The sequence below is a fragment of the Nocardioides sp. Iso805N genome (assembly GCF_000364605.1).
Lineage (GTDB): Bacteria > Actinomycetota > Actinomycetes > Propionibacteriales > Nocardioidaceae > Nocardioides.
The window spans coordinates 1-17480 of sequence record NZ_KB822581.1 but is presented as its reverse complement, the minus strand read 5'-3'; the positions used below and the strand labels follow the sequence as shown (position 1 = coordinate 17480).

Annotated in this window: 19 protein-coding genes; all 19 read left to right on the top strand. The window is 70.0% G+C overall.

The features are described from left to right. The first annotated feature begins 4 nt into the window (after window positions 1–4). The 19 genes from gabT to H036_RS0115210 all read left to right on the top strand — a co-directional run bounded on the left by gabT (window position 5) and on the right by H036_RS0115210 (window position 17184). A complete protein-coding gene (gabT, locus tag H036_RS0115300) occupies window positions 5–1357 on the top strand; it encodes a 4-aminobutyrate--2-oxoglutarate transaminase (RefSeq protein WP_017935677.1) in 1353 nt (450 codons plus the stop codon). After that, window positions 1354–2739, top strand: coding sequence for an NAD-dependent succinate-semialdehyde dehydrogenase (locus H036_RS0115295; protein ID WP_017935676.1), 1386 nt, complete (start codon window positions 1354–1356; stop codon window positions 2737–2739). The genes gabT and H036_RS0115295 overlap by 4 nt, the downstream gene beginning before the upstream one ends. Window positions 2740–2742: 3 nt before the next feature. Continuing rightward, the gene (locus H036_RS0115290) at window positions 2743–4233 is read left to right on the top strand and encodes an aspartate ammonia-lyase (protein WP_017935675.1); all 1491 of its coding nucleotides are present in this window, start codon (window positions 2743–2745) and stop codon (window positions 4231–4233) included. A gap of 291 nt (window positions 4234–4524) precedes the next feature. Beyond that, window positions 4525–4968 carry a flagellar FliJ family protein gene (locus H036_RS0115285; RefSeq protein WP_157417445.1) on the top strand — a complete coding sequence of 148 codons (444 nt, stop codon included), beginning with the start codon at window positions 4525–4527 and terminating at the stop codon, window positions 4966–4968. Continuing rightward, window positions 4965–6038, top strand: a complete 1074-nt coding sequence (locus H036_RS0115280) for a transglycosylase SLT domain-containing protein (RefSeq protein ID WP_232421884.1) — start codon at window positions 4965–4967, stop codon at window positions 6036–6038. The genes H036_RS0115285 and H036_RS0115280 overlap by 4 nt, the downstream gene beginning before the upstream one ends. Further along, window positions 6035–7390, top strand: coding sequence for a flagellar hook-length control protein FliK (locus tag H036_RS0115275; protein ID WP_020485880.1), 1356 nt, complete (start codon window positions 6035–6037; stop codon window positions 7388–7390). The genes H036_RS0115280 and H036_RS0115275 overlap by 4 nt, the downstream gene beginning before the upstream one ends. 18 nt (window positions 7391–7408) lie before the next feature. Continuing rightward, on the top strand, window positions 7409–7912 hold the full coding sequence (locus H036_RS23070; RefSeq protein WP_017935672.1) for a flagellar hook assembly protein FlgD: 504 nt from the start codon (window positions 7409–7411) through the stop codon (window positions 7910–7912). Window positions 7913–7945: 33 nt separating this feature from the next. Next, the gene (locus tag H036_RS0115265; protein WP_017935671.1) at window positions 7946–8962 is read left to right on the top strand and encodes a flagellar hook protein FlgE; all 1017 of its coding nucleotides are present in this window, start codon (window positions 7946–7948) and stop codon (window positions 8960–8962) included. Between the two features lie 239 nt (window positions 8963–9201). Beyond that, on the top strand, window positions 9202–9519 hold the full coding sequence (locus tag H036_RS24960; RefSeq protein ID WP_017935670.1) for a flagellar FlbD family protein: 318 nt from the start codon (window positions 9202–9204) through the stop codon (window positions 9517–9519). Next, entirely contained in the window at window positions 9519–10289 is a 771-nt protein-coding gene (locus tag H036_RS0115255; protein WP_017935669.1) for a motility protein A, read from the top strand. The genes H036_RS24960 and H036_RS0115255 overlap by 1 nt, the downstream gene beginning before the upstream one ends. Further along, entirely contained in the window at window positions 10289–11233 is a 945-nt protein-coding gene (locus H036_RS23060) for an OmpA/MotB family protein (RefSeq protein WP_017935668.1), read from the top strand. The genes H036_RS0115255 and H036_RS23060 overlap by 1 nt, the downstream gene beginning before the upstream one ends. Before the next feature lie 11 nt (window positions 11234–11244). Beyond that, window positions 11245–11664 carry a flagellar basal body-associated FliL family protein gene (locus H036_RS0115245; protein ID WP_157417443.1) on the top strand — a complete coding sequence of 140 codons (420 nt, stop codon included), beginning with the start codon at window positions 11245–11247 and terminating at the stop codon, window positions 11662–11664. Window positions 11665–11898: 234 nt separating this feature from the next. Beyond that, window positions 11899–12774 carry a flagellar motor switch protein FliM gene (locus tag H036_RS0115240; protein ID WP_232421883.1) on the top strand — a complete coding sequence of 292 codons (876 nt, stop codon included), beginning with the start codon at window positions 11899–11901 and terminating at the stop codon, window positions 12772–12774. Further along, window positions 12771–13682 (top strand): flagellar motor switch protein FliN, encoded by a 912-nt coding sequence (fliN, locus tag H036_RS0115235; protein ID WP_017935665.1) that lies wholly within the window; start codon window positions 12771–12773, stop codon window positions 13680–13682. Before H036_RS0115240 ends, fliN begins: the two co-directional genes overlap by 4 nt. 19 nt (window positions 13683–13701) lie before the next feature. Then, window positions 13702–14139: a flagellar biosynthetic protein FliO gene (fliO, locus tag H036_RS24515; RefSeq protein ID WP_017935664.1), complete on the top strand. Its 438-nt coding sequence runs from the start codon at window positions 13702–13704 to the stop codon at window positions 14137–14139. Then, a complete protein-coding gene (gene fliP / locus H036_RS0115225) occupies window positions 14136–14930 on the top strand; it encodes a flagellar type III secretion system pore protein FliP (protein WP_017935663.1) in 795 nt (264 codons plus the stop codon). The genes fliO and fliP overlap by 4 nt, the downstream gene beginning before the upstream one ends. Next, a complete protein-coding gene (locus tag H036_RS0115220; RefSeq protein ID WP_017935662.1) occupies window positions 14920–15213 on the top strand; it encodes a flagellar biosynthetic protein FliQ in 294 nt (97 codons plus the stop codon). The genes fliP and H036_RS0115220 overlap by 11 nt, the downstream gene beginning before the upstream one ends. Window positions 15214–15220: 7 nt before the next feature. After that, on the top strand, window positions 15221–15988 hold the full coding sequence (locus H036_RS0115215; protein ID WP_017935661.1) for a flagellar biosynthetic protein FliR: 768 nt from the start codon (window positions 15221–15223) through the stop codon (window positions 15986–15988). Further along, window positions 15988–17184: an EscU/YscU/HrcU family type III secretion system export apparatus switch protein gene (locus H036_RS0115210; RefSeq protein ID WP_017935660.1), complete on the top strand. Its 1197-nt coding sequence runs from the start codon at window positions 15988–15990 to the stop codon at window positions 17182–17184. Before H036_RS0115215 ends, H036_RS0115210 begins: the two co-directional genes overlap by 1 nt. Window positions 17185–17480: the final 296 nt, after the last annotated feature.

Below are 17480 nucleotides of genomic sequence, written 5' to 3'. Positions count from 1 at the left end.
CTTCATGAGCACGTCCACCGACCTCAAGACCGTCAACGGGGTGGCCCAGCAGCGCCGCCTCGTCACCGACCTGCCGGGCCCCCGCTCCACCGAGCTGATGGCCCGCAAGCAGGCTGCCGTCGCCAGTGGCGTCGGCACCACCATGCCCGTCTTCGTCGAGCGCGCGGCGGGCGGGATCGTCGTCGACGTCGACGGCAACCACCTCATCGACCTTGGCTCCGGCATCGCCGTGACGACCGTCGGCAGCTCGGCGACCGCCGTCGTCGAGCGCGCCAAGGCGCAGCTCGAGGCGTTCACGCACACCTGCTTCATGGTCACGCCGTACGACGCCTACGTGGAGGTCTGCGAGGCACTCACCGAGCTGACCCCTGGTGAGCACGCCAAGAAGTCGGCGCTGTTCAACTCCGGCGCCGAGGCCGTCGAGAACGCGGTCAAGATCGCCCGCGCCCACACCAAGCGCGACGCCGTCGTGGTCTTCGACCACGCCTACCACGGCCGCACCAACCTCACCATGGCGATGACGGCCAAGCAGATGCCGTACAAGCACGGCTTCGGACCGTTCGCCGGCGAGGTCTACCGCGCCCCCATGTCCTACCCCCTGCGCGACGGGGGGCTCTCCGGTGCCGAGGCCGCGGCCAAGGCGATCGACGTGATCGAGAAGCAGGTCGGCGGCGACCAGGTCGCCTGTGTAGTCATCGAGCCGATCCAGGGTGAGGGCGGCTTCATCGTCCCCGCCGACGGCTTCCTGTCGGCCATCGCCGCCTGGTGCACCGCCAACGGCGTCGTCTTCGTCGCCGACGAGATCCAGGCCGGCTTCTGCCGCACCGGCGAGTGGTTCGCCGTCCAGCACGAGAACGTCGTCCCCGACCTGATCACCACCGCCAAGGGCATCGCCGGCGGTCTGCCGCTCGCAGCGGTCACCGGCCGCGCCGAGATCATGGACTCCGTCCACGGTGGCGGCCTGGGCGGCACGTACGGCGGCAACCCGGTCGCCGCGGCCGCCGCGCTCGGCGCGATCTCGGAGATGAAGGAGCACGACCTCAACGGCCGCGCTCGCGAGATCGAGGAGATCATCAAGGGTCGCCTGGAGAAGCTGCAGGCGCAGCACCCGGCGATCGTCGACATCCGCGGCCGCGGCGCCATGGTGGCCGTCGAGCTGTGCAAGCCCGGCACCCTGGAGCCCGACGCCGACCTCACCAAGGCGATCGCCGCCGGCGCCCACCAGGCCGGCGTCATCGTGCTGACCTGCGGTACCTACGGCAACGTCTTCCGCTTCCTGCCGCCGCTGACGATCAGCGACGAGCTGCTGAACGAGGCCTTCGACGTACTCGAGCAGATCATGGCGGAGAAGGCATGAGCGGCAAGACGTTCGTCGTCGAGAACCCGGCCACCCTCGAGCCGATCCAGGAGGTCGCCGACCTTGGTGTGAGCGACGCGATCTCGGCGGTCGACGCCGCCCACGCGGCTTTCCCCGAGTGGGCCTCGACCGCACCGCGCCGCCGCAGCGACGTGCTGCGCAAGGCGTTCGAGCTGATGCTGCGGGACCGTGATCGTCTCGCGACCCTGATCTCGCGGGAGAACGGCAAGTCGATCGCCGACGCCACCGCGGAGGTCACCTACGCCGCGGAGTTCTTCCGCTGGTTCAGCGAGGAGGCGGTCCGCCCGGGCGGCGACTACGGCGAGTCCCCCGCCGGCGGCACCCGCACCATCGTGACGCACCGCCCCGTCGGGGTGGCCGCCCTCGTGACGCCGTGGAACTTCCCGGCGGCGATGGCCACCCGCAAGATCGGCCCGGCGCTCGCCGCCGGCTGCACCGCCGTGCTCAAGCCGGCCGAGGAGACCCCGCTGACGGCGTTCGCCGTCGGCGAGCTCCTGCTCGAGGCCGGCCTGCCCGAGGGCGCGCTGCAGATCGTCCCGACCACCGATGCCCCCAGCGTTGTGGGCGCGTGGCTGGACGATGCCCGAGTCCGCAAGATCTCCTTCACCGGCTCCACCGGCGTCGGCCGCCAGCTGCTGAAGCAGGCGGCCGAGCGGGTCGTCAACGCCTCGATGGAGCTCGGCGGCAACGCCCCCTTCGTGGTCGCCGAGGACGCCGACCTCGACGCGGCCGTCGCCGGTGCGATGATCGCCAAGTTCCGCAACGGCGGCCAGGCCTGCACCGCCGCCAACCGGCTCTACGTGCACGCCTCGGTGGCACGCGAGTTCTCCGACCGGCTCGGTGCCGCGATCGAGAAGCTGGTCGTCGGCAGCGCGCTCGACGGCGCCGAGATCGGTCCGCTGATCACCGCCCGGGCGCTCCAGCGCACCACCGCGACCCTGGAGCAGGCCATCGACGCCGGCGCCCGGGTCGCCGCCCAGGCGCAGCTGCCGGACCTGCCCGGTCACTTCCTCGCGCCGACGCTGCTCACCGATGTCGACCCCGGCGCCGCCGTGGTCAACGACGAGCTCTTCGCGCCGATCGCTCCGGTCGTGACCTGGGAGGACGACGAGCAGCTGCTCGGCTACGTCAACAGCAGCGAGTACGGCCTGGCGGCGTACGTGTTCTCCGGCGACCTCAAGCGGGCCATCAGCCTCGCCGAGCGGTTCGACGCCGGCATGGTCGGGGTCAACCGCGGTCTGGTCTCCGACCCGGCCGCGCCGTTCGGCGGCGTGAAGCAGAGCGGCCTCGGTCGCGAGGGCGCCCGCGAGGGCCTGCTCGCCTTCACCGAGACCCAGTACCTCAGCGTGGACTGGAGCTGAGCCATGACCGCATTCGACACCACCAGGATCGACACCAGCAGGATCGAGCACGGCCGCATCGAGCACGACCTGCTCGGCGACCGTGAGGTGCCGGCGGAGGTCTACTGGGGCGTGCACACCCTGCGCGCGCTGGAGAACTTCCCGATCACCGGCATCGCGATCGGCTCCAGCCCCTACCTGGTCGAGGCGCTCGCCTCGGTCAAGGAGGCGGCGGCCTGCGCCAACCACGACCTCGGGCTGCTCGACGACGAGCGGTTCGCGGCCATCCAGGAGGCCTGCGCGGAGATCCGTGGCGGCGCACTCTCCTCGCAGTTCGTCGTGGACGTGATCCAGGGCGGCGCCGGCACCTCGACCAACATGAACGCCAACGAGGTCATCGCCAACCGGGCGCTCGAGCTGCTGGGCCACCCCAAGGGCAGCTACGACGTGCTGCACCCCAACGAGCACGTCAACCTGAGCCAGTCGACCAACGACGTCTACCCGACCGCGGTCAAGATCGCGATCGTCAAGGCGACCTACGCGCTGCTCGAGGCGATGGGCCAGCTCGAGGCCAGCTTCGCCCGCAAGGCCGAGGAGTTCCACGACGTCTTGAAGATGGGTCGCACCCAGCTGCAGGACGCCGTACCGATGACCCTCGGTCAGGAGTTCAACGCCTACGCGATCATGCTCGGCGAGGACCGTGCCCGGCTCGCCGAGGCCGTCACGATGCTCTACGAGATCAACCTCGGCGCGACGGCGATCGGCACCCAGCTCAACGCCCCCGCCGGGTACGTCGAGGCGGCCCGCGCCCACCTCGCCCGCATCACCGAGCTCCCGCTGGTGACGGCGGCCGACCTGGTCGAGGCGACCCAGGACTGCGGCGCCTTCGTCCACCTCTCCGGCGTGCTCAAGCGGGTGGCGGTGAAGATCAGCAAGGTCTGCAACGACCTGCGGCTGCTCTCCTCCGGTCCGCGTGCCGGCCTGGGCGAGATCAACCTGCCGGCCCGCCAGGCCGGGTCGAGCATCATGCCCGGCAAGGTGAACCCGGTGATCCCCGAGGTGGTCAACCAGGTCGCCTTCGAGGTCATCGGCTTCGACGTCACCGTCACGATGGCGGCCGAGGCCGGCCAGCTGCAGCTCAACGCCTTCGAGCCCGTCATCGGCTACTCGCTCTCCGCCGGTCTGTGGCGGATGCGGCAGGCGATGATCGTGCTGGCGGAGAAGTGCGTGGACGACATCACCGCCAACCGCGAGATCCTGCGGCTGGCCGTCGAGAACTCCATCGGGCTGGTCACCGCGCTCAACCCCTACATCGGTTATCGCGCCGCCACCGAGATCGCCCAGGAGGCGCTCATCACCGGTCGTGGCGTCGCCGAGCTGGTCCTCGAGCGTGGCCTGATGGACGCCGAGCAGCTCGCCCAGGTGCTGCGTCCCGAGGTGCTGGCCAACCTGCAGCGGCCCACCCCGGCCGAGGACGCGGCGGCGACCGAGGCCGTGGAGGCCGCCCAGGCCTGAGCCTGCGCGACACCGGCACACAACAAACGGTGACGGGTTCCCGACACCGACGAGTTCAGAGATGGGTAAAGGGGCACGCCTGTGCCCCTTTACCCATCTGTCGTCTGGGTGGGCCGCGGGCGGCGGCGGTGAGGAGCGGCCGACGGCCGCGAGATGCCGCACCTCTGCTCGCAATTGTCTCCGCACCGGCTCAGGTCCCCCGCAGGTCCGCCGATGGAGCCGGTGAGCAAGGAACGCTCAAGACCGGAAGCCGACGGATCGGCACAGTGTCAACAGCAGGAAGTCTGTGCCTTGAGTGCTACCCGATCCGTGGCCGATCGCGGCCTGCGCGCCGTCGCGCGCGTCCGCGGTGTGCGGGAGCACGACAGCCGGCTCGGTCTGCAGATGGCACTGGCCGAGCAGCAGGCCCTCGAGGAGCGCGCGACCGCGCTGAACGACCGGCTCGCCGCACTGCCGGGCGACGCCGCCGTCACGCCCGCCGAGCTGCTGATCTTCCGCGCCGGCACCGCCGCCCTGGGCGCGCACCTGCGCGATGCTCGCGAGGAGGCCTCCTCCCACCACGCGGTGGTCGAGGGCGCACGTGCTCGCTGGCACGCCGACAAGGCCCAGCTCTCCGCCGTCGAGAACCTCCTCGAGCGTCGCGCCGTACGTCGTCGCGCCGAGCGGGCCAAGGCCGAGGCCAAGGAGCTGGACGACCTCGCCTCGGTGCGGTGGGCCCGGGAGGCGCACCGATGAGCAGCATGACCGTGGAGGCAGGCGGCCTGAGCGACATCAGCAGCCGGATCGAGCAGATCCAGAGCCAGCTGGCCGCGCTCAGCGGCACCACGACGACCACGAGCACCGACAGCACCTCCAGCGACTTCTCCACCGCGCTGCGGGCCGCGACGTCGAGCACCAGCACCACCGGCGTGGTGGCCACCAACGACGGCAGCACCATCGCGCCGCCGCCCGGCTACGGCACCTCGTCGAGCGGCGCCACCGGCAGCGACGTGGTCACCGACGCGCGCCGCTACCTCGGCGTCCCCTACCTCTGGGGCGGCACCGACCCGAGCAAGGGCCTGGACTGCAGCGGTCTGGTCCAGCAGGTCTACGGCGACCTCGGCATCAGCCTTCCGCGTGTCTCCCGGGACCAGGCCGACACCGGCACCGCCGTCGGCAGCCTGGCCGACGCCCAGCCGGGCGACCTGCTCTTCTTCGGCTCCCCGATCCACCACGTCGCCATCTACGAGGGCAACGGGATGATGATCGAGGCGCCGCACACCGGCCAGAGCGTCAAGGAGATCAAGGTCTCCGACTTCGGGGAGCCGGTCTCGGAGATCCGCCGCGTGCTCGGCACCTCCGCCGACACCTCGGCCCGCGTCTCGACGATGACCGCGGTCGACACGAGCGCGGTCGACACGAACGGCGCGGCCGGCGTCGGCAGCGCCACGCCGTACGCCTCGGTGATCAACGCCGCCTCCGCCCGCACCGGCGTGCCGGCCGACCTCATCGCCGCGGTCGCGAAGCAGGAGTCCGGCTTCAACGCCAAGGCCGTCAGCAAGGCCGGTGCCGAGGGGATCATGCAGCTGATGCCGGCGACGGCGAAGGGGCTGGGCGTGACCAACCCGCTCGATGCCACCCAGTCGATCAACGGCGGTGCCGACTACCTCGCCAGCCTGCTGAAGCGGTTCGGCGGCAGCACCACCCTCGCGGTGGCGGCCTACAACGCCGGCCCCGGAGCGGTTCTCAAGTACGGCGGCGTCCCGCCCTACTCCGAGACGCAGAACTACGTCCGCAACGTCCTCGCCCTGACGGAGGCCTCGTGAGCATCGCTCCCTTCACTTCGACGCAGACCGGGCACAAGTCCGCCGGCGCGCTCGGCAAGGCCGGCCACGGCGGTCAGGACGGCCAGGCCGGTCAGGCCGGCGCCGACAGCGCGCTCGGCTTCCTGGCCCAGCTCGCCGCCGCGGTCGGGAGCGTCGGGCCGCTCGGCCAGACCCTCGCCGTACCGGGCATGACCTCGGGCCTGCCGGGCGGCGCGCCCGGAGAGGCCACCCCCACCGCCGGTACGACGACGGCAGCAGCCGACGCCCTCACGCAGAGCCCGACCACCGGTCTGCCGACCGCGCTGCTGAGCTCGCTCGACGACGTGACGGCGGCGCAGCCCGGCGCCGGCTCGGGCACGATCGCGCAGCCCGGCGGCACGCCCTTCGGTCGGCTCGCGGGCCAGCTCGGCCTGGGCGCCCGGAGCGCGACGACGGCGCCGACCGGGGCGAGCGCGGCGACGCAGACGGCTCAGGCTGCGACTCAGCCCACCAGCGCGAGCGCGGCTGCCGCGCCGACCACCCCGGGCTCGACGGCCGACGTCAGCACGCTGACGGCTGACCTGCTCGCCACCGCGGCGGGCGACCCGGCACCGCACCGCCACGCCTCTGCGGCGACCGGCGCCGACACGAACGGCGCCGACACGACCAGCTCGGCGAGCACGAGCACCCTCACCGCCTCGTCAGCATCGGCCACCGACCCGTCGCTGGTGCCGGTGACCACCCCGCTCCCGGGAGCGTCACCGGACGCGGCCTCCTCGATCGCGGCCGTCACCGACAGCCTCGCGGCCGCCGCGACCTCGACCTCGGCCACCTCCGTGGTCGCCGACCAGCAGCCGGAGCAGACCGCGGCCGTGCTGCGCCAGGTCTTCCCCGAGGTCACCAAGGTGGCCGCCAGCGGGCAGGGCACCCACCGCCTCGCCATCACACTGCACCCCGAGGATCTCGGCGAGGTACGAGTCACGGTCGTGGTCCGGGCCGGCTCGGTGCAGGTCAACGTCGCGACCGATCCCGTCAACGGTGCCGCCCGCACCGCGCTGGAGCACGGTGCCCCCGAGCTGCGCCGGCTGCTCGAGGCGGTCGGCACCGACGCCGAGGTGCGGTTCCGCGAGTTCGGCACCGGCACCACCCCGAACAGCACCACCGGCGGCGCGACCGACGGTGGCCGTCAGCAGTCGCAGACCTTCGCGCAGGCCCAAGCCCAGGCCGACACCGGCAGCGGTGGCCGGGGCCGCGCGGCGTCGTACGCCTCGACCGACCAGCCCACCCCACGCGACACCTCCGTCGCGTCCGAGTCCGACCCGTCCGTCCCGACCGCTCGTCGCGCCACCTCCGGCGTGGACCAGCTGATCTGACCAGAGGAGACCCTCCCCGTGACCGTGACCCCGATCAGCAGCGACAACGGCATCTTCGCCGCGAACTCGGCCTCCACCGCGAGTAGCACCGGCTCGACCAGCGAGGACTCGGACATGTTCCTCCAGCTGATGGTGGCGCAGATGAAGTACCAGGACCCGATGAACCCGACCGACACCTCCACCATGCTGACCCAGAACGCTACCTTCACCGAGGTCCAGGCGATCCAGGAGATGCAGAGCGAGATGGGCATGGTGCTCTCCAGCCAGCTCGCCTTCGGCTCCGCGGCGATGATCGGCCAGAACGTCAGCTGGGTCGACGCCAACGGCAAGACCCAGTCCGGCACCGTCTCGGGCGTCTCCTACACCACCTCGGGACCGGTGGTCAGCGTCGGCGACCAGCAGGTCTCGCTCAACTCGATCGGCGCCATCGGCGACATCGCGGCCAGCAGTTCCAGCGACACCACCGGCGACACCAGCACCTCCGGCACCACCTCTGGCACCACCTCCGGCACCAACGCCTGATCCCCCCACCACCACCGAACAAAGGAAAGCGCGATGCTTCGTTCACTCTTCGCCGGCATCAGCGGCCTGCGCGTCAACCAGACCATGCTCGACGTGACCGGCAACAACATCGCCAACGCCAACACGGTCGGCTTCAAGAGCTCGCAGACCGTCTTCTCCGACACCCTGTCGCAGATGCTGACCGCCGCCTCGGCGCCGGCCAACAACGGCAGCCTCGGTGGCACCAACGCCATCCAGATCGGCCTCGGCACCCAGCTCGCCGCGGTGAAGACCAACTTCACCCAGGGCGCCAACGAGACCACCGGTGTCCCCACCGACATGATGCTGAGCGGCGACGGCTTCTTCGTGGTCAGCGACGGCGCGAACAAGTACCTCACCCGCGCCGGCGCGTTCTCCTTCGACCAGAACGGCAACCTGACCGCCCCCGACGGCAAGCTCGTCCAGGGCTACGCCGTCACCAGCTACAACGCCGACGGCACCCCGAACTACGACAGCAAGCCCGGCGCGACCGACACCACCGGCACCGGGCTGGAGACCATCACCCAGCAGATGAACGACAAGGTGACTGCGCCCGCGACGACCAACGGCCTGCAGGACTACTTCGACGCCGAGGGCGCCGCCGCCACCCCGCCCGTGGTCTACAGCACCACGCCCGGCACGCCGGCGGGATCGGTGGCCTACCCGAACCTGCAGTCCTACGAGATCGGCAGCGACGGCACCATCACCGGCACCTACTCCAACGGCGACAAGCTGGCCATCGGCAAGATCGGAGTCGCCAACGTGCAGAACCCGCAGGGCCTGGAGAAGTCCGGCGATTCGGAGTACGTCTCGAGCGCCAACTCCGGCCTGATCGAGTACGCCGCGGCCGGCGAGGTCACCGACTACGGCCAGAACGCCAAGATCACCACCGGCGCGCTGGAGATGTCGAACGTGGACCTCTCCACCGAGTTCACCAACCTGATCCTCGCCCAGCGCGGCTTCGAGGCCAGCTCGAAGATCATCACCACCTCCGACCAGATCCTCGACGACCTGATCAACATGAAGCGCTGATCCCACCTGCCCTACGCATCGGCGGGCCGTTCCCATCTCGGGGACGGCCCGCCGACGTCGTCTCGGCCCGTGCCCCGGACAAGTTGGCGGCCCGTACGGCGTGTCGGCCGCCGTTTTCGTCCGGGGTACGGCAAAGGACTGTCTCAGGTCCTGGGCGCCCGCGCCGATCAAGCACAGTGACCGGCCACGGATGGCCGGCCGCTGACCGCGAAATCCCGCACAAGGACGGTGCGACCCGAATGATCACGCTCACCCGCCTCTCGGGTTCGGTGTTCCTGCTCAACGCCGACCTGATCGAGCGCGTCGACAGCACCCCGGACACGATCATCACCCTCGTCGACGGCAAGAAGTACGTCGTCGCCGAGACCATGACCCAGGTGCTCGACGCCGTCGTCGCCTTCCGCGGCGAGGTCGTCGCCCTGGGCTCCCTGCTGGACGCGGTCCATCCGTACCTCAACCGCAAGGTCACCGACGTGCCGGAGTCAGGCCAGCCGAAGCTGGCGACTGTCTCCGAGTTCGCCACGCCGCACCCCCGCCGTACTGGAAACGAGGACTGATGGACGCCGCCACCCCGATTGGGATCGTCCTAGGCTTCATCGTCATCATCGTCGCCAACATCATGGAGGGCGGCCACCCCGGCAGCCTGTTCCTGCTGCCGCCGATGCTGCTCGTGTTCGGCACCACGATCCTGGTCACCGTCGCCGGCGGCACCATGGTCGATGCGAAGACCGCGGTGAAGTCGATCAAGCGCGCCTTCACCGGCAAGGTCCAGCCCGCCTCCGACCTCGTGCCCGCCATCGTCAGCCTGGCCGAGCGCGCCCGCCGCGAGGGCCTGCTGGCCCTCGAGGACGGCCTGCGCGAGATCGACGACCCGTTCCTGGTCAAGGGCGTCACGATGGCCATCGACGGCACCGACCCCGAGGAGCTGCGCGAGATCCTCGAGGCCGAGGTGCACGCCAAGAAGGCCGAGGACCGCCAGGCGGCGAAGTTCTTCGCCGACGCCGGCGGCTACTCGCCGACCATCGGCATCATCGGCACCGTCATGGGCCTGGTGCACGTGCTGGAGAACCTCTCCACGCCCGAGAAGCTCGGCCCGCTCATCGCCGGCGCGTTCGTCGCCACCCTGTGGGGCGTGCTGTCCGCCAACGTGCTGTGGCTGCCCCTCAGCAACCGGCTGCGTCGCCTCGGCGCGCTCGAGGCCGCCCGGATGGAGCTCACCATCGAGGGCGTCTCCGCTATCCAGTCGGGCTCCAACCCGCGCCTGGTCGCCGAGAAGCTCCGCTCGCTGCTGCCGTCCGACCAGCAGACCGTCGAGGAGGCGGCCTGATGTCTTCCCGGGCAGGTCGGCCCCAGCCGGTACGCCGCCGACCGAAGGGCGATGACGAGCACGAGGAGCACGAGGGCGGCTCGGAGCGCTGGCTGGTCACCTACGCCGACATGGTGACCCTGCTGATGGTGCTCTTCATCGTGATGTTCGCGATGTCGACCGTCGACTCCACCAAGTACGCACAGCTCAAGGACGGCCTGGCCAACGGCTTCGGCCGCTCGGCCGAGATCCTGTCGGGCTCCAGCCCGCTGCTCGACGACCAGGGCCCCACCTCCAGCGGCTCGCAGGTGATGGACAACAGCCTGGTCACCAACATGCCGGCACAGGAGACCCAGGCGATCAAGGACCAGGTCGACAAGGCGCAGATGCAGGCCAAACAGCGTGCCTACGCCGACGCCGAGACGCAGGTCAAGTCGCTGCTCGGGCTGTGGAAGAAGATGCAGCAGGCGCTGGCCAAGAAGGGGCTGGCCGACGACGTACAAGCGACCGTGGACGAGCGTGGCCTGGTCGTCTCGCTGGTCTCGCGGCACGTGGTCTTCCGAGCCAACCTGGCCGACCTGACCCCGCGCGGCGAGGAGATCATCGACACCGTCGCTCCCGTGCTCAAGGGCATCACCGAGCCGATCGACATCGACGGCCATACCAACCAGGTGAAGGTCAAGCCGAAGTACTACCCCGACGACTGGGGCCTCTCGACCGCCCGCGCCCTCTCCGCGCTGCGGCGCCTGGCCGACATCGACGGCATCCCGGACAAGCGGCTCCAGGCCTCGGGCTTCGGCCACACCAAGCCGCTCGAGAACCCCTCGATCAAGGGCTCCCAGCAGATCAACAAGCGAGTCGACATCGTCGTTCTCTCCCAGGCCCCGGCGGAGACCCGGGCGCTCTACCAGCAGGTCCAGCAGGACCTGGAGAAGTCCCAGAACCAGACCGGAGTGCAGCCGTGACCATCACCGCCATGCCCACCACCGAGGACGAGAAGAAGAAGCCTCGCCGTCGCGGTCGCACCATCATCGCGGCCGTGGTGGTCGTGCTCCTGCTCGCCGGCGGTGCCTACTTCTTCCTGCTCAAGCCGTCGGGCCCGACCAAGCCGGAGCCGGGCACCGTCGACCCGCTCGACTCGATCCAGATCAACCTGGCCGGCGGCCACTACCTCCGGCTCGGCATCGCTCTGCAGCTGCGCAAGGGTGCCGGCACGGAGATCGACGGCAGCAAGGCCCTTGACGCCGCGATCAACCTGTTCAGCGGCCAGTCGATGACCGATCTCGACCAGGGCCAGCCGCGCAACAACCTCAAGACCAAGCTCAGCCAGAAGCTCACCGAGCTGTACGACGGCGACGTGATGGGCGTGTACTTCACCGAGTTCGTCACCCAGTAACAACGTCCGCCAACGTCCGCCGAGCTTGTCGAGGCGCCTCGACAAGCTCGGCGGACGGACGTCCCCCTGGCCCGTTCTGACTAGTAGGTCAGGACCTTCGGGCAAGGCCGAACGTCTCAGATGCTCGGCCTCAGCGCCGATCCCGGGATCGTGACGATCGCTCCCCCTCCGCCGAGCCTGCGCCCGGGCCACTCTGGTTCCCGGTCGCGTCGGCGCGCCCGCAACACGGAGCCGGTGGCCTACGACTTCCGTCGGCCGATCCAACTCTCCCGCGAGCACCAGCGGATCCTGATGCTGAGCTTCGACGGCTTCGCCCGTCAGGCCACCACCGTCTTCACCTCCTCGCTGCGCACGGTGTGCCAGGTGACGCTGCAGACCATCGAGCAGCGCACGTACAACGAGTACGTCGACTCGCTGGGCAACCAGACCTACATGACGCTCTTCGCGGCCGACCCGATGGCGGGCCTCGGCGTACTGGAGATGCCGATCGCGGCGATCATGTCCTGCGTCGACCACATGCTCGGTGGCCCGGGCAGCAACGATCAGCCCGACCGGCCCCTGACCGAGATCGAGGGCGGCGTCGTCAAGAGCTTCATCGATCGCCTCCTCGGCGAGATGCGCTACTCGATGGCCACCATCCTTCCGCTGGAGCCGGCCGCCGCCGCGGTGGAGTACAGCCCGCAGTTCGCCCAGGCCGCCAGCCCGGCCGACGTGATGGTGGTCGCCGAGTTCGAGCTGCGGATCTCCGAGCGTCCCCACCGGATGACCATCTGCCTGCCGTTCAGCGGCCTGCACCCGCACCTGAGCAACGCCTCCCACCCGGGTCCGGTCTCCGACCGCGAGCGCGCTGCCCGCGTCCACGCCGCCGATCTGCTGCGCCAGCAGATGGACCACGTGCCGGTCTCGGTCGCGATCCGCTTCCGCTCGACCCAACTCGGCCCGATCGACCTGAGCCAGCTGCAGACCGGGGACGTGCTGCGGCTCTCCCACCCCGCCTCCGCGCCGCTCGACGTCACCGTCGACGGCAGCACCTTCGCGCACGCCACCCCCGGCGCTCGCGGCCAGCGGCTCGCCGCTCTGATCGTGGACACCCCCAAGGAGAACTCATGACCTCGTCGCTCGGCGACCTCACCCTCGACGACCTCGCCGCTGCCGCTGCCGAGGCCGCCGCCGAGGTGCTGCCCTCGGCGACGCCGCTGACGGCCGGTCCGGCCCAGCCGGGCTCGGTCCACGTCACCGCCGCCTTCGCCGGTGCGGCCGTCGCCGAGCTCGACGGCCCGGTTCCCGGCCGGGTCGCGGTCCTGGTCGGCAAGGACCTGGTCGACGCGCTGGCCGAGTCGCCCCTGGGCGGTCTCGACCTGGCCGCAGCCGCCCAGCCGGCGCTCGACGCCACCGCCAACGTGCTCGGCGGCCGCGCCCGCCCGGCGACGCAGGTCGACCTCTCGCTGGTCGTCGGCGACCTGGGCGGCGAGTTCACCACCGTCCCGCTCATCGGCGCCGGCATCGCCGCCGCCGTGCTGGTCCCGGTGAGCACGCTGCAGCAGGCCCGGCCGAACCTCGACCGGGCCCCCATCGAGGGTGCCCCCTCCCCCGCCGGCGGCTCCGCAGGTACGCCGGCCGGCTCCGTCGCGGAGCCGGTCAGCTTCGACACCCCGCTCCAGGCGCCCCCGGGCAGCGGCGCGCCGACGGGCACCCGCACCGTCCCGCAGCAGCGCCAGTCCGCCACGCCGCACGGTGGCGTGGTCTCGCAGGGCTCGCTGGCGACAGCCATCCGCGGCATCGAGATGCTGCACGGCGTCGACATGGAGGTGACCGTCGAGCTCGGTCGCACCCGGATGACCGTGCGCGACCTGCTGGCCCTGTCGCCCGGCGCCGTACTGGAGCTGGACCGGGCGGCGGGCAGCCCCGCCGACCTGCTGGTCAACGGTCGGCTGATCGCGCGCGGCGAGGTCGTGGTGGTGGACGAGGACTTCGGTTTGCGCGTCACCGAGATCCTCGACGACGCCGCCGTCGTCTGAGCCACCGAGAGATCCTCACGTGACTGAACTCGCCCTCCGACTGGTCTTCTCCCTGGCCGTGGTCGTCGGCCTGCTGCTGCTCCTCGCGCGGTTCGCCGGACGACGCTTCCAGGGCAGGACCGGTGCGGCCATCCAGGTCGTGCACCGTCAGCCGCTCTCCCGTGGTTCGGGAGTCGCGATCGTGACGATCGCCGACCGCGTGCTGGTGCTCGGGACCACCGAGCACCAGGTCACCCTCCTCACCGAGCTCGAGCCCGATGAGCTCGTGCAGCACGACTTCTCGCAAGACCTTGTGCACGCCACGACCGCGGAGGAACCGCGCGTCCATGCTGTGCCGACCCACCGCGCCGCCTCGCAGCAGACCAAGGATGGTCCGCTTGCCGGCTCGGTGTTGTCCCCGGAGACCTGGCGCCAAGCGCTCAAGGTCGCCCGTGGGGCCACTCGCGACGCCTCATGAGCGCCCGCACGCTGCTACGGCGTACGGCGACCCTCGCCACGCTGACCACCATCATCGTGCTGACGACTGTCAGCGGGGCACTGGCGGCCCCCAACGGACCGACCGGTCCGGGCGGCAGCTCGAACAGCACGGTCAACGTCGACCTCAGCGGCCTGGCCAACAAGCCGTCCACCTCGCTGGTCACCATCCTGGCGCTCACGCTCCTCAGCGTGGCCCCGGCGATCCTGCTGACCTGCACCAGCTTCACCAAGATCCTGGTCGTGCTCGGCCTGACCCGCAACGCGATGGGCCTGCAGACCACGCCGCCGAACCAGGTGCTTGCAGGGCTGGCGCTGTTCCTGAGCCTGTTCATCATGGCTCCGGTGGTCTCGCAGATCAACGACGCCGGCGTACAGCCCTACCTGCACGGGCAGAAGACGGCGGCCCAGGCATTTGACGCCGGCATCAAGCCGCTGCGCACCTTCATGCTGAAGAACACCGACGACCACGAGCTGCAGCTGCTCACGAGTGTCGCCGACCGGGACCTGCCCAAGAACCGCGACGACGTCTCGCTGGCGACCCTGGTCCCGGCGTTCGTGCTCTCCGAGCTCAAGGACGCCTTCATCATCGGGTTCATCATCTTCATCCCCTTCCTGATCATCGACGTGGTGGTCAGCGGGGCGTTGATGGCGCTAGGCATGATGATGATGCCACCGGTGATGGTGTCCCTACCGTTCAAGCTGTTGCTCTTCGTGCTCGTCGACGGCTGGGCGCTGATCATCAGATCCTTGGTGGCCAGCTATGCGCATTGACGCCCTTCCGCTGATCACCGACACCCAGGTCATGCACCTGGCACTCCAGGTGATGCTGGTGTGCCTCAAGCTCTCGGCGCCGATCCTGCTCACCTCGCTGGTGATCGGCTTCGTGATCTCGCTGTTCCAGTCGATGACCCAGATCCAGGAGGTCACGCTCGCCTTCGTGCCGAAGGTGGTCGGCGTCGGCATCGTCCTGCTGATCAGCGGAAACTGGATGCTGCACACCTTGATCAGCTTCACCCAACACCTGTTCGAGCAGGTCCCCTCGCTCCTCAACTGAGCTGCCGATGACCATCTCGATCGACGGCACCGCACTGATCGCCTACCTGCTGGCCTCGGTGCGCATCATCGCGTGGCTCACCTTCGCCCCGCCGTTCAACAACCGCTCGATCCCGCCCATGGCCAAGGGCGTGCTCGGGATGGGCCTGGCGTTCGCGATCTCCCCGACGCTCGCCGCCTCCTCCCTGCCCCGTACGACGCCGGAGCTCATCCTGGTGACCGGCACCCAGGTGATGATCGGCGCGGCGATGGGATTCGCCACCCAGCTGCTGTTCGGCGCCATCCAGGCGGCGGGGTCCCTGATCGACCTTTTCGGCAACTTCCAGATCGCCGCGGCGTACGACCCTCTGTCGATGAACACCAACAGCGTCTTCGGCCGCTTCCACGAGATGCTCGCCGTGATGCTGCTGTTCGCGTCGGGCGGGGACCTGCTGGTCGTCGGCGGCCTGCTCAACACCTTCCACTACCTGCCGCTGATGGCCTCCCCCGACGTCTCGAGCTGGGCCAGCGTCCTGACCACCTCCTTCGGGATGTTCTTCTCCATCGCGATCCAGATCGCGCTGCCGATGATCGCGGTGCTCTTCATCGCCGACCTCGCGCTGGCGCTGCTGACCAAGGTCGCGCCAGGGCTGCACGCGATGAACGTGATGCTCCCGGCCAAGATCGGCCTCACCCTGCTGCTGGTCGGGATGTCCTTCCCGGTCCTGCCTGAGGCGCTCGACCGGCTCACCACCCTGATCAACCAGGCGATGAGCACGATGGCGGGCGGCTCCTAGTGGCGGGCGAGAAGACCGAGAAGCCGACAGCGAAGCGCCGGCGCGAATCACGCAAGAAGGGCCAGGTCGCCCGCACCCCCGACCTGGGGCAGTGGCTGACCATCCTGATCGTCTCGATGCTGGTCGGTCCGCTGCTCACCCGCCAACTGCACTCCTGGCAGGCGATTTTCGAAGCGTCGCTGCGCTCCATCTCCGACCCGGACCCGGCCAAGGCACTCGACCTGATGGGCACGGCCATGCGGCACGCCTTCTTCTCGATCGTCACGCTCGGCTGCATCGTCATGGTCATCGGCGTCGCCTCGGCCATCGCGCAGGGCGGCATGGTCGTCGCCCCCAAGGCGGTCAAGCCGAACTTCAAGAAGCTCGACCCGATCAGCGGCTTCAAGAAGCTCTTCGGCCCCCAGACGCTGTGGCAGGGCGCCAAGATCCTGCTCAAGAGTGCGGTGGTGGCGTTGATCGGCTACCTGGCGATCCGCTCGATCATGCCGCTCATCGGCGGCCTGATGCCGATGAGCACCGTGATCGGTGTCGTGGAGGGCAAGGCGATCAACCTGCTGCGCACCGTCGCCGTCGTCGGGCTAGCGCTCGCCGGCGCCGACTACATGATGGCCAAGCGCCGCATGGACAAGCAGATGAAGATGACCAAGGACGAGGTCAAGGACGAGCACAAGCAGGCCGAGGGCGACCCGAAGGTCAAGAGCGCGATCCGCTCGAGACAGCTGGCGATGGCACGTTCCCGGATGATCAACGGCGTCGCCGATGCCGACGTACTCCTGGTCAACCCGACCCACGTCGCAGTCGCGCTCAAGTACGACCCGGCACAGGGCGCCCCGCGCGTGATCGCCCGCGGCGCCGGCGCCATCGCCGCCCGGATCCGCGCCAGGGCCACCGAGTCCGACGTACCCCTCGTCCAGGACATCCCGCTCGCCCGCGCCCTCTACCGCTCCTGCGAGGTCGGCCAGGAGATCCCCCGCGAGCTCTTCGCCGCCGTCGCGCAGGTGCTGGCGTTCGTCATCTCGCGCCGTGGCCACGGCCAGGGCGGCGGCGAGCACACCACCCCCCGCGCGCTCCTCGAGGACCTTCCCGAGGTGCAGACCGCAGGGCGTCGGCGGCGTACCGAACGCGCCCCGCGCGCCCTCCGGTCGGTGTCCGCCGCGCCGCCGAGTGCGGCTGAGCAGCTGCTCGACGAGGAATAGCCGAGAAGTCACTTTCTCCGCGTCGAGAGGTCACTTTGGCGGCCGTCCACGCCCGCCGAGCTTGTCGAAGCGCCTCACGCCCGCCGAGCTTGTCGAAGCGCCTCACGTACGCCGAGCTTGTCGAAGCGCAGGCGGTCGGCGGGGTGGCTGAGAGACAAACGAGAAGCGTGGGCCAGTCCCAGCGTGGTCACGTGTCTTGGCCGGGTTGGGTGCCTTCGCTTGGCTCGCGTCGGGCCACCAGGCGTGTGATCGGGTACGGCGAGCATTTCACCCGATGCGGCCAGCAAAGAGGGTTG